This window comes from Streptomyces sp. SID12501 (assembly GCF_010550245.1).
Taxonomy (GTDB): Bacteria; Actinomycetota; Actinomycetes; order Streptomycetales; family Streptomycetaceae; genus Streptomyces.
In genome coordinates this window covers 132,711-143,996 of sequence record NZ_JAAGLU010000029.1, presented here as the reverse complement: position 1 = coordinate 143,996, position 11,286 = coordinate 132,711, and the positions used below count along the sequence as shown (strand labels likewise).

At 71.6% G+C, this 11,286-nt stretch carries 9 protein-coding genes and 2 pseudogenes; 10 read left to right on the top strand and 1 reads right to left on the bottom strand.

Going from position 1 to position 11,286, the window contains the following annotated elements; translation table 11 throughout:
• Positions 1-121 (top strand): annotated as a pseudogene (locus G3I71_RS51470) (MerR family transcriptional regulator); the annotation flags it as partial.
• Between the two features lie 21 nt (positions 122-142).
• Here G3I71_RS51470 and G3I71_RS31185 read toward each other — a convergent pair.
• Positions 143-607 (bottom strand): Crp/Fnr family transcriptional regulator, encoded by a 465-nt coding sequence (locus G3I71_RS31185; protein WP_164319796.1) that lies wholly within the window; start codon positions 605-607, stop codon positions 143-145.
• Between the two features lie 191 nt (positions 608-798).
• Here G3I71_RS31185 and G3I71_RS31180 point away from each other — a divergent pair, with 191 nt between their 5' ends.
• The 9 genes and pseudogenes from G3I71_RS31180 (at position 799) to G3I71_RS31135 (ending at position 11,239) form a co-directional block, all read left to right on the top strand.
• Positions 799-957 carry a hypothetical protein gene (locus G3I71_RS31180; protein WP_164319795.1) on the top strand — a complete coding sequence of 53 codons (159 nt, stop codon included), beginning with the start codon at positions 799-801 and terminating at the stop codon, positions 955-957.
• Positions 958-960: 3 nt separating this feature from the next.
• On the top strand, positions 961-1,884 hold the full coding sequence (locus G3I71_RS31175) for a carbamate kinase (RefSeq protein ID WP_164319793.1): 924 nt from the start codon (positions 961-963) through the stop codon (positions 1,882-1,884).
• Positions 1,885-1,952: 68 nt separating this feature from the next.
• Positions 1,953-2,431 (top strand): annotated as a pseudogene (locus tag G3I71_RS31170) (pyruvate-formate lyase activating enzyme).
• 201 nt (positions 2,432-2,632) lie between these two features.
• Entirely contained in the window at positions 2,633-3,538 is a 906-nt protein-coding gene (locus tag G3I71_RS31165) for a universal stress protein (protein WP_164319791.1), read from the top strand.
• Positions 3,539-3,581: 43 nt separating this feature from the next.
• Positions 3,582-4,604 carry a zinc-dependent alcohol dehydrogenase gene (locus G3I71_RS31160; protein WP_164319789.1) on the top strand — a complete coding sequence of 341 codons (1,023 nt, stop codon included), beginning with the start codon at positions 3,582-3,584 and terminating at the stop codon, positions 4,602-4,604.
• A 5-nt stretch (positions 4,605-4,609) separates the two neighbouring features.
• Positions 4,610-5,482, top strand: a complete 873-nt coding sequence (locus G3I71_RS31155; RefSeq protein ID WP_164319787.1) for a universal stress protein — start codon at positions 4,610-4,612, stop codon at positions 5,480-5,482.
• A 244-nt stretch (positions 5,483-5,726) separates the two neighbouring features.
• A complete protein-coding gene (locus tag G3I71_RS31150) occupies positions 5,727-6,491 on the top strand; it encodes a universal stress protein (protein WP_203731826.1) in 765 nt (254 codons plus the stop codon).
• Positions 6,492-6,963: 472 nt separating this feature from the next.
• Positions 6,964-8,178, top strand: coding sequence for a PP2C family protein-serine/threonine phosphatase (locus G3I71_RS31145; RefSeq protein ID WP_164319827.1), 1,215 nt, complete (start codon positions 6,964-6,966; stop codon positions 8,176-8,178).
• A gap of 352 nt (positions 8,179-8,530) precedes the next feature.
• Positions 8,531-11,239: a bifunctional GNAT family N-acetyltransferase/acetate--CoA ligase family protein gene (locus tag G3I71_RS31135; RefSeq protein WP_164319786.1), complete on the top strand. Its 2,709-nt coding sequence runs from the start codon at positions 8,531-8,533 to the stop codon at positions 11,237-11,239.
• Positions 11,240-11,286: the final 47 nt, after the last annotated feature.

The following is an 11,286-nucleotide window of genomic DNA, read 5'->3' as shown; positions in this document are numbered from 1 at the left end:
CCCCATCGAAGCCGCCTGCCGCATCATCATCCTCGAAGACCAGCTCCAAGAAGCCCAACGCATCAACACCGAACACCGCCCCAGCACAGTCGAGTCAGCGAACCCGAAGGCCGCGGCCTGAGACGGCTGAACCCCGGCACGCTCAGACCCGTCCGTCGGCACCGTACGGGGCATACAGATCCAGCAGCCGAGTCCGGGCGGAGCGGAGACGATGGGCGAGCACGTCACCGACCCACTGGGCGATGGTGTTGCCGATGGCCGGGTCTTCCTGGCACATCAGGCGGACGGCCGCGGCATCGAACTCGTACGCCCGCACCGGGGTCGTCGCTTCGGCGCCCAGGTGCCAGGCGTGCGGGCTGAACAGCCAGGACACCCCGACGAGTTCGTTGTGCCGGAGGGTCTCGATGACGGCCGCGCGGCGGCCCGGCACATGCATGTCGAGCTGGACCGTGCCCGTGCGGATGATCCAGAACCGGTCGGCCCGGCTGCCCTCCTCGAACAGGCGCGTCCCCCGCGGGAAGGAGACCTCGTGGGCGAAGCGCATGAGCCGCAGCCGGTGCTCGGCAGGCAGTGCGCGCGGCATGCTGGGTGTGGGGGCGGTGATCATGGCGTGCCTCCCGACGGGACGTGGGCTGTCATGACCAGCGTGTACCCGACGCCCGGCGACAGCCCATGGGCCACCCGGTCCATCGGCCGGGCCACTCGGCTCCGACCAGGGGACTTCCGGCATGCTGCGGCGTCGGCGCCTTGGCTGTTCCATGAGTACGTGAGACGACCCCCTCGGTGGAGGGGCGAGCTGTGGGTACCTGCCTCGCTCCCTCCCGACCTCCGAAGGTCGTCGGCGGATCGGGCTGCTCGTCCCTTACCGGGTCGGTGGGGAGGCCGACCCTCTTCGACCGGGCGGAGAACCGCCTGCACACCATCGAGGCCGTACTCGTCGCCACCCTGGAGGACTGAGCCATGCGCATCGTCATCGCTCTCGGCGGCAACGCCCTGCTGCACCGCGGCGAGCACCCCGACGCGGCTGTCCAGGAGGCGAACATCGACCGGGTGACCACCGCGATCGCCGCCCTCGCCCACGATCACGAGATCGTCATCACCCACGGCAACGGCCCCCAGATCGATCTGCTCGCCGTGGAGAGCGCGGCCGACCCCGCTCTGAGCGCCCCCTACCCGCTGAACCTGCTCGGCGCCCAGACCCAGGGCATGATCGGCTCCCTGCTGGTCCGCACCCTGCACGACGCCCTGCCCGGACGCCGGATCGCGGCGCTGGTCACCCACACCCTCGTCCGGGCCGACGACCCGGCCTTCGGGCACCCCACGAAGTTCGTCGGTCAGGCGTATCCTCACGACATCGCGTCCGCGCTCGCCCGCGAACGTGGCCGGCGTATCGCCGCCGACACCACCGGCCGGCGTCGCGTCGTCCCCTCCCCGGCACCCGAACGGATCCTGGAGGCGGAGACCGTCCACGAACTGGTCAGCGGCGGCACGCTCGTCATCTGCGCCGGCGGCGGAGGTGTCCCCGTCACCGCCGACCCCGGCACCGGCGCGCTCACCGGGGTGGAGGCCGTCGTCGACAAGGACCTCACGGCGGCGCTGCTCGCCGAGGACCTGAAGGCCGACTTCCTGCTCATCCTCACCGACGTGCCCTGCGTCTACACCGGCTACGGGACCCCCGACCAGCGGCCCGTCCTCCGCGCCACCCCCGCCGAACTGCGCCGGGGCGACTTCCCCGAGGACTCGATGGGTCCCAAGGCCGAGGCCGCCGCCCGGTTCGTCGAACGGACCGGGTCACTGGCCGCGATCGGTGCCCTGGACGCGGCGTACGAGATCGTCCACGGCAGGTCGGGCACGCTCGTCCGCCCGGACCCGCCCGTCGTGTGACGGTCGCCGGCCGGAGGGCCGTCCGGCCCCGGCAGGAGGGGGCCGGACGGCCCGGTCCACGGATCGCTGTGAGCACCGTCCGGGCTGTGACGGCCGGCCGGATCCACTCCTGGGACCTGTCCACCGGCGTGGACGGCCCCGGGACCCGGTTCGTCCTCTTCGTCTCCGGGTGTCCGCTGCGCGACCTGGTGCTCCTGGACATCAAGTCCTTCGACATCACGACCTACCGCCGGCGGACGGGCGGCGGACTCGCGCCCATCCTGAACTTCGCCACGCGTCTCGACCGGCTCGGCGTCCGGATGTGGATCAGATACGTCCTGGGACCGGGCTGGACGGACGATGCGGAGTCCGTGGCGGGTCTGGCCGACTTCGTGGCGGGTCTCGGCTCGGTCGACCGCGTGGACGTCCTGCCGTTCCACAAGCTGGGCGCCGCCAAGTACGAGGCCCTCGGCGTTCCGTTCTCGCTGCGCGACACTCCCGCCCCACCTCCGAACTGGTCGAACGTGTCTGTGAACAGTTCCGGGCGCATGGCCTGCCGGCCTACTGAGCGCGACGCCAGGTACAGCAGGGGCCGCCGCAGCCGCCGGCCGCGGTGATCGCGGGAGGGGCTGCGGGCTCGTCGGTTGGCCCGCCGCGCCGGACACGTGCCAGGGCCGTTCGGTCCCCGGCAGGGACCTGCGGCCCCTGCCGGGCGACTAGTACGAGGACGAGGCTCTCGCCCAGGACCCCGATCCGAGAGGTGGGCATCATGCCCCGCACCGTCACCGTCGGCCTCGACGGTTCAGCCGAGAGCCGCGCGGCGGCCGAGTGGGCCGCCCACGAGGCGCAACTGCTCGGCCTGCCATTGAAGCTGGTCCAGGTCTGGGAGCCGGTGCCGCCGCCCATGGCGCAGGCACCGTTGCTCAGCGCCGAGAGGCAGCGGTACTGGACCGAGAGGATTCCCCGCGAGACGAGCGAAGGGATCCGGCTGCGCCATCCCGGTCTCGACGTGACCAGCGAACAGTTGTCCGGCCGGCCCTCCGATGTACTGGTGGGCGCCATGAAGGACGCGGAGCTGCTCGTTCTCGGCTCCCGCGCGCTGGGCGGGATCGGCGGGTTCCTGGTCGGCTCGGTCGGGCTGTCCGTCGTGGCGCATGCCGACCGGCCGGTCGTGTTCGTCCGCGCCGGGGAACAGGCAGCCGACGAACACGAGACGGACCCGGTCGACACTCCGTCCGCGGCGACTCCGTTCCGGCCCGTCGTCCTCGGCCTCGACATCGAGCGCCCCGACGACGGACTGATCGGCTTCGCGTTCGCCGCCGCCGCCCGCCGCGGCACCTCCCTGCGCGTCGTGCACGGCTGGAATCCGCCCGCCTACTACTCCCACGGCCTGTCCATCGATCTCGAACTGCACGGCGCCCTGGCGGTGCGCGAATCCACCGCCCTCACCGAGGTACTGCGCCCGTGGACCGAGAAGTTCCCGGAGACCGAGGTCACCGAGGAGTGCCACTACGGCAGCCCCGGCAACCATCTCGTCGACGCCTCCCACAAGGCTTCCCTGGTCGTCGTCGGCCGTCGTGGCCGCCGCGGCCCGCTCGGCGCCCGCATCGGCTCCGTCACCCACGCCGTCCTGCACCACTCCACCGCCCCCGTCGCCGTCGTCTCCCACGGCTGACCCATCAGCCATCACCCATCACCCATCCCAAGGAGCAGCAATCATGAAGGCAGCGGTTGTCCGAGCCTTCGGCGAACCCCTGGTCATCGAGGACCGCCCCGACCCCGAGCCCGGCCCCGGCCAGGTGCGTGTGCGCGTCGAGGCGTCCGGGCTGTGCCACACCGACATCCACGCCGCCCACGGCGACTGGCCGCTCAAGCCGACCCCGCCCTTCGTCCCCGGCCACGAGGGCGTCGGACTCGTCGAGAAGCTCGGCGACGGCGTCACCCACCTGTCCGTCGGGCAGCGGGTGGCCGTGCCGTGGCTCGGCTGGGCCTGCGGCCGGTGCGAGCACTGCCTGACCGGCTGGGAGACGCTGTGCGAGCAGCAGATCAACACCGGCTACGGCTGCGACGGCGGGCACGCCGAGAAGATGCTGGCCTGGGCGGACTTCGCCCAGCCGGTGCCCGATGGTGTGAACGCCGTGGACGCCGCCCCGCTGGCCTGCGCCGGGGTGACCACGTACAAGGCGCTCAAGGTCGCCGGTGTGCGGCCCGCGCAGCTCGTCGCGATCTCCGGGATCGGCGGGCTCGGCCACCTGGCGGTGCAGTACGCGAAGATCGCCGGGGCGACCGTCGCCGCGATCGACGTCACCGACGAGAAACTCGAACTGGCCGCCGAACTCGGCGCGGACCTCGTCATCGACGCCCGCAAGGACGATGTCGGCCAGGTTCTCAAACAGCACGGCGGAGCGCATGCCGCTATCGCGCTGGCCGTGAACGAGGCCGCGTTCGGGGCCGTCAACTCGGGCCTGCGGCGCGGCGGGAAGCTCGTCATGGTGGCGCTGCCCGCGCACGGCACGATCCAGGTCCCGATCTTCGACACCGTACTGAACGGCACCTCGGTGATCGGCTCGATCGTCGGCACCCGGCAGGATCTCGCCGAGGTCCTGCAGCTGCACGCGGCCGGACAGACCAAGGTCATCTGCGAGACCCGTCCGCTGGCCGCCGTCAACGAGTCCATCGACGAGTTGCTGCGCGGCGAGATCAAGGCACGGATCGTCTTCGACCTCGGTACGGGACGGTGACGACGATGGACCTCCCGATCGTCGTCGGAGTCGACGGCTCCGAGCCCAGCCTGCGGGCCGTCGACTGGGCGGCCGACGAGGCCGTACTGCACGGGCTGCCGCTGCGGGTGGTGTACGCGTCGCTGTGGGAGCGGTACGAGGGCACCTCGCTCGCCCAGGACGTCGGCAAGCCGTCCGAGCAGGTGCTGGCCGAGGACATCGTGGAGACCGCCGCCCGGCGCGCCCTCCGGCGCCGGCCCGACCTGAAGGTCTCCACCGACGTGCTGCCCGAGGAACCCGAGTACGCACTGGTGCGGGAGAGCCGCAGCGCCACACTGCTGGTGACGGGCAGCCGTGGCCGCAGCGGCCTCGCCGAGGCGCTGCTGGGCTCCGTGAGCCTCACCGTGGCCGGGCACGCGCAGTGCCCGATGATCGTGATACGCGGCAACCACGACAACCAGGCCCGGACCGCGACGCACGGCCGCGTCGTCGTGGGCGTCGGAGAGAAACCGGCGGGCTCGGCGGCCGTGCGCTTCGCCTTCGAGGAGGCGCGGCGACGCGGGGTGCCGCTGGACGCCGTACGGGCCTGGCGGTGGCCGGCGCACGAGAGCACCGACCATCCTCTCCTCACCGGAGAACCCGCCCGGCTGCACGAGCAGCAGGCGGTGGAGACCCTGGAAACGGCGCTCCAGGACGCCCCCGCCGACGTCGAGTCACACCGCCGCGCGGTCGAAGGCCACACCCGGACCGTGCTCGTGGACGCCTCACGGGACGCCGACCTCCTGATCATCGGAGCCAGGCGCCGCCCCGGGCACCACGGGCTCCAGCTGGGCCGGGTGACCCACGGAGTGCTGCACCGCTCCGCCTGCCCGGTCGTCATCGTGCCCGAGCGGGAGTGAGCGCCGGGGGCGCGGCGGCTGGTCGCGCCCCCGGCCGTCAGCGGGGCCGAGGAACCCTCCGCCCCGCCTCGCAAGCCGAACGGCCCTGTCCCAAGGGGCCGTTCGGCGTTCTGACGGGTACTGATGGCTCCTGCCCCGCGGGCCGGCGGACGACGAGCATCGTCGGTGGAGGCACTCCGGCCCGGATCGTCGGGCGGCGGCGCCCCTGTATCCGGAGCGATCAGAGCGGAAGGGAAGCAGGCCCATGACTCTCCAACACGTGGTCGTCGGAGTGGACGGCTCACTGGTCTCCGTACGGGCGTTGGACCAGGCCGCGGAGGAAGCGGCACGGCGCGGCATCGCGCTGCGCGTGGTGTACGCCGTGCCCGACCGCGACGAGGCCGGCCCGGTTCTCGCGTCCGCCGCCTCGCGCGTACGCGCACGCCACCCCTCCGTGCCCGTGGAGACCAGGGCCGAGGAGGGCGGCGTCGTGCGGGCGCTGGCCCGCGAGAGCACGGACGCGGTTCTCACGGTCGTGGGCTCGCGGGGACTCGGTGGACTGGCCGGTTGGGCGTGCGGAGCGGTGAGTTCACGGCTCGCCGCGCAGGCGCACGGTCCGCTGCTGGTCGTACGCGGGGAACGTCCGCACGACGACCCCCGCGAGGTGCTGCTCGGTCTGGAGCGCGACATCAGCGCGGACGCGGCCCTCTACGCCATCAAGGAGGCGGAGCGGCGCGGCGCACACCTGCGTGTCCTGCACTCCTGGACGCACCGGCACCCGAGCCCCGAACTGTCCTCGCTGACACCGGCGACGAGCCCGGGACACGAGCGCCACCCCAGAACGGAGGTCGAGCGTCGGACGGTCCGCACCGCCCCCGCGCAGGACCTGGTGGAGGCCACCCGGGATGCCGTCGTCGTGGTCATCGGATCGCACCGGCCGGGCAGCCGGCACGGCGGACACCTGGGGCCGGTCGCACACGCCCTCCTGCACCACTCGCACTGTCCCGTGGTCGTCGTCCCCACCGGGTGAAGTTCCCCCGGTGGAACTGGACAGCTTGATACAGGCCAATGCGTTGTCACGCCTCATCGGCCGGCCTTGCGCGGCCTGAGTGCGGCTGTGCCGACGACATCCCACAGACGCGAGAGCGGCCACCGGCGCGCCCCGCTCCGCCGGTCGGCCGGCGCCCCGCCCCTGAGGCCCGTACCGCCACGATCGATGGTGAACCGTGGGCACCCGCCCACCTGCGACCGAGTGAATCGAGTCGTTCGACGTCGAACCCAATCATTTCGGATTCAACGACAATGCCCCTGGTCGTACGGGCGAGCATGCTGGGGGTTGACGGGGCGATTAACCCCGAGCTCTCCCCGCCACAGCGCGGCACGGTCACAAGGACGACTACAGTCAGCATGCCTGTCCCTTACCCAGCGGTGTGCCGGGGTTCGGTTGGGGCTGCGGGGTGGGAGAAGCTCCTGTGAATGATCAGCACCGGGGTAGCTGGAAGATGCTGGCCGGTCTGCTGGCGTCGAGCCAGCTGATACCCCTTGAGTGGTTGTCGGCGAAGACGGCCGAGCATGCGGCGTCCGCGGGTTTCACCCAGGCACTGATCTATCTGGCGGACCTGCAGCGCGAGGTGCTGCAACTGCTGACCGGCCACGGACTGGACGCCGCGGGTGAAGCCGGCGCCGAGGAGCCGGGGATCAGGATCGAGGGCACGCTGCCGGGCCGGGCATACCAGTACGGGCAGATACTGCGCGGTGGCCGCTCGGATTCCGAGGAACAGCTGTGGTGGGTGCCGTTGCTCAACGGCACCGAGCGCCTGGGCGTACTGCGCCTCACCACGCGAGCCGATGACGCGCGCACGCGGGAGAACATGGAACTGCTCGCCTCCCTGATCGCACTGATCATCGTCAGCAAACGGCAGAGCAGTGACTCCTATGCCCGGCTGATGCGCACGGGACCGCTGAACATCGCCGCCGAGATGCAGTGGCATCTGATGCCGCCTCCCACCTACTCCGACAGCCGCGTGGCGATCTCCGCCGCGATGGAGCCGGCGCACCACATCAGTGGCGACGCCTATGACTACGCCACCGCCGGCTCGGTGGTGCACGTATCGATCTTCGACGCGATGGGCCACGACACCGCCGCCGGCCTGACCGCGGCCCTGGCCATGGGTACCTGCCGCAACACCCGCCGCCAGGGCGGGAGCCTGCTGGACATCGGCGAAGCGATCGAGGACGCACTGATCAAGCAGTACCACCAGACGCGATACGTCACCGGAATCCTGGCCGATCTCGACACGGACACCGGCGTCCTGACCTGGGTCAACCGGGGCCACATGCCGCCGGTTCTCATTCGAGCGGGCCGTTCGAGCAGCGAGTTGAGCTGCAAACCCGCCCACCCGATGGGCACCGACCTGGGGCTGGAAGCCACGATGTGCCGTGAACAGCTGGAACCCGGTGACCGCATCGTGTTCTACACCGACGGCATCACCGAAGCCCGCGGCAGCGGCGACATCGAACTCGGTGTGGAACGCTTCACCGACTTCCTGATCCGCCACCACGCCGACGGACTGCCCGTCCCCGAAACGCTGCGCCGTCTCATCCACGCACTCCGCGACTACCACGACGGCCAACTCCAGGACGATGCCACCATCCTGATCTGCGAATGGCTCGGCCCCGCCGATGCCCCCACGGCACCCGGGACGGGCAGCACCTGAACAGCCCTGTCGCACGCACGGCATCCTCCACATGTCGACGGCGCCCGTCGTCGCCCGCGACGTCATGGCGACCCCTCGTCCTGCGTCTTCGGGCCGCACCGACCCAGGTGACCGGAACCCTGGTCAAGGTCTTCGGCCGGTACGACAACGAGTGGGACCGCGCCAACTGGCTCCTCGACGCCACGGCACTGGTTGCCGACCGCTGAGGACACCGAACCCCAGGCCGGCGTGCCCCCGCCCCGGCCCAGGTTTTAGGGCCGACCGGCCCCCCACGCACCCCCGGACAGCCCATGGGATCTCTGCCCGATCCGCTGGATGCTCGAAGTGGTGAAATGCCTGGAGGAGACCCACGATGACGGATGACACGCTCAGCCGACCCACGGTCCATGCCCTGCTCCCGGACGGCACCACGGTGTGCGTACGTCCTGTGCTGCCAGGCGATCACAAGCAATTGCAGGGGCTCTACGAGGACATGTCCGCGGAGAATCTGCGGCTGCGGTTCTTCGCGGCGAGCCGGCGTTCCGCCGCGATGGCCGCCGACCGGGCCTGCGCGCCACCGCGCCCCGGATCCGGCTACCGGGCGCTGCTGGCGGAGTCGCGGGGGCAGGTGATCGGGCTGGCCGAGTACGAGGTCCTTGAGGACGCGGCCTCGGCCGAGATGTCCATCGCCGTGGCCGACACCCTGCACCACCACGGCGTCGGCACGCTCCTCGTCGAGCACCTGGTGTCCGCCGCACGCGCTGACGGCATCACCACGTTCACGGCGGACGCGCTCGCGGAGAACCACGAGGTGCTTCGGCTCTTCGCCGACCTGGGCCTGCGCACCACACGCCGTTTCGATGGTCCGGAGGTGCGCTGCGTCATCGAACTGAACGAGGACGACGGCTATCTCTCCGCCGTCGAGGCCCGTGGCCGGGCCGCCGACGTGGCCAGTCTGGAGCCGCTGCTGCGGCCGAAAGCGGTCGCCGTTGTGGGCGCCGGGCGCAGGCCCGGATCGGTGGGACGGGCTCTCCTCCACCATCTGCACGAGGGCGGCTTCACCCGGCGGCTCTTCGCCGTGAACCCCTGTGCCACGTCGATCCTCGGCGTGCCGTCCCACCCCTCGGTCAGCGCGCTGCCCAAGGTCCCGGATCTCGCGGTCCTCGCGGTGCCCGCAGCGGCCCTCCCCGACACCGCGGAGGAGTGCGGCAAGGCCGGAGTACGGGCGCTGCTGGTCGTCTCGGCGGGCCTCGACAGCCGGCAGGCGGAAGCCCTCATGGCCACGTGCCGTACGTACGGCATGCGGCTCGTCGGCCCCAACTCCCTCGGCATCACCAACACCGACCCGGCGCTCTCCCTCGACGCCACCTTCGCGGCGGATCATCCGCGCCGCGGCACGGCAGGCGTCGCCGTGCAGTCCGGCGGCGTCGGGATCGCCCTGCTCGACGGACTGTCCCGCCTGGGTATCGGCGTGTCGTCCTTCGCCTCACTCGGCGACAAGTACGACGTCAGCGGCAACGACATGCTCCAGTGGTGGGAGAGCGACGGCCGCACCGACCTCGCCCTGCTGCACCTGGAGTCCTTCGGCAACCCGCGCGCGTTCTCCCGTACCGCACGGCGTGTGACCCGTCGTATGCCCGTGCTGACGGTCGACGCCGGCCGTACCGACGCCGGCCGCCGCGCCGCCGCCTCGCACACCGCTGCCGCCGCCACCCCGACGATGACCCGGCAGGCCCTGTTCACCCAGGCGGGGATCACCGCGACCCGCTCGGTGGGCGAACTCCTCGAAACCGCAGCCCTGTTGCACTCCCAGCCGCTCCCGAAGGGCAGCCGCGTGGCCATCGTCACCAACGCGGGCGGCGCGGGTGTCCTGGCCGCGGACGCCTGCGTGGAAGCGGGGTTGTCGCTTCCGGCGCTCACGCCCTCGGTGGTCGAAAGCCTGTATGCCGTACTGCCCGACGGTTCCACCGTCGGCAACCTCGTCGACGCCGGCGCGGCCGTCACGGAGGAGCAGCTCGGAGACTGCGTGGACCTGATCATGCGGTACCCGGGTATCGACGCCGTCCTCGTGGCCCTCGTCCCCACGGCTGTCGCCGCCGCGACCGGCGACGACCTGGTGCGGGCCCTCACCAACGGCCCCGCACACCGCGCCCTTCCGGTCGCCGTCGTACGCCTGGAGCAGGACCTGCCGGTCAGGCTCCTGCCGACGCGGGACGGCGGCGCCATCCCGTCGTACGCCGAACCGGGCTCGGCGGCGCGGGCGTTGGCGCACGCCTCCCGCCGTGCGGCCTGGCTGAGCCGGCCCGCGGGCACCGTGCCGGAACTCCCTGAGGTCGCGGAGGTCGACACGGCCCGGGCCCGCACGGTCGCCGAGACCTATCTCGCGGCCCACCCGGACGGCGGCTGGCTCGATCCGCGCACCTGCGCCGAACTCCTCAGCTGCTACGGCATTCCCCAACTCCCGTGGTCCTGGGCGGAGACCGAGGACGACGCCGTCATCGCGGCCGAACGGCTGCGGGGCCCCGACGGGCGGGTGGTCATGAAGGCCCACTGGCCCGGCCAACTGCACAAGAGCGAACAGCATGCCGTGCACCTCGATCTCGAAGGTGACGCCCAAGTGCGCTCTGCTTTCAGGGACTTCGAGACACGGTTCGCCGGCCTGATGACCGGGGTGGTCGTCCAGCCGCTGGCCGCACGCGGCACCGAAGTGTTCGCGGGAGTCGTCCAGGACGAGGTCTTCGGCCCGCTCGTACTGTTCGGGCTCGGCGGCACCGCGACCGAGGTCCTGGCCGACCAGGCCGCCCGCCTCGCCCCGCTCACCGACCACGACGTCCATGACCTGATCACCGCGCCACGGTGCGCACCGCTCCTGTTCGGCGCGCACGGCAGCGGACCCGTCGACCTCCAGGGTCTGGAACAGCTGCTGCTGCGCCTGTCCCGCCTCGCGGTCGACCTTCCGCAACTCGCCGAGGCCGACTTCGACCCCGTACTCACGACGCCTGAAGCGGTCACGGTGCTCGACGCACGAGTCCGCCTGCTGCCACGCACGGTTCAGGACCCCTATCTGCGCCGACTGCGCTGAGGAGGAGGGGAGCAGAGAAGGAGCAGCAGAGGAGGGCAGACATGAGG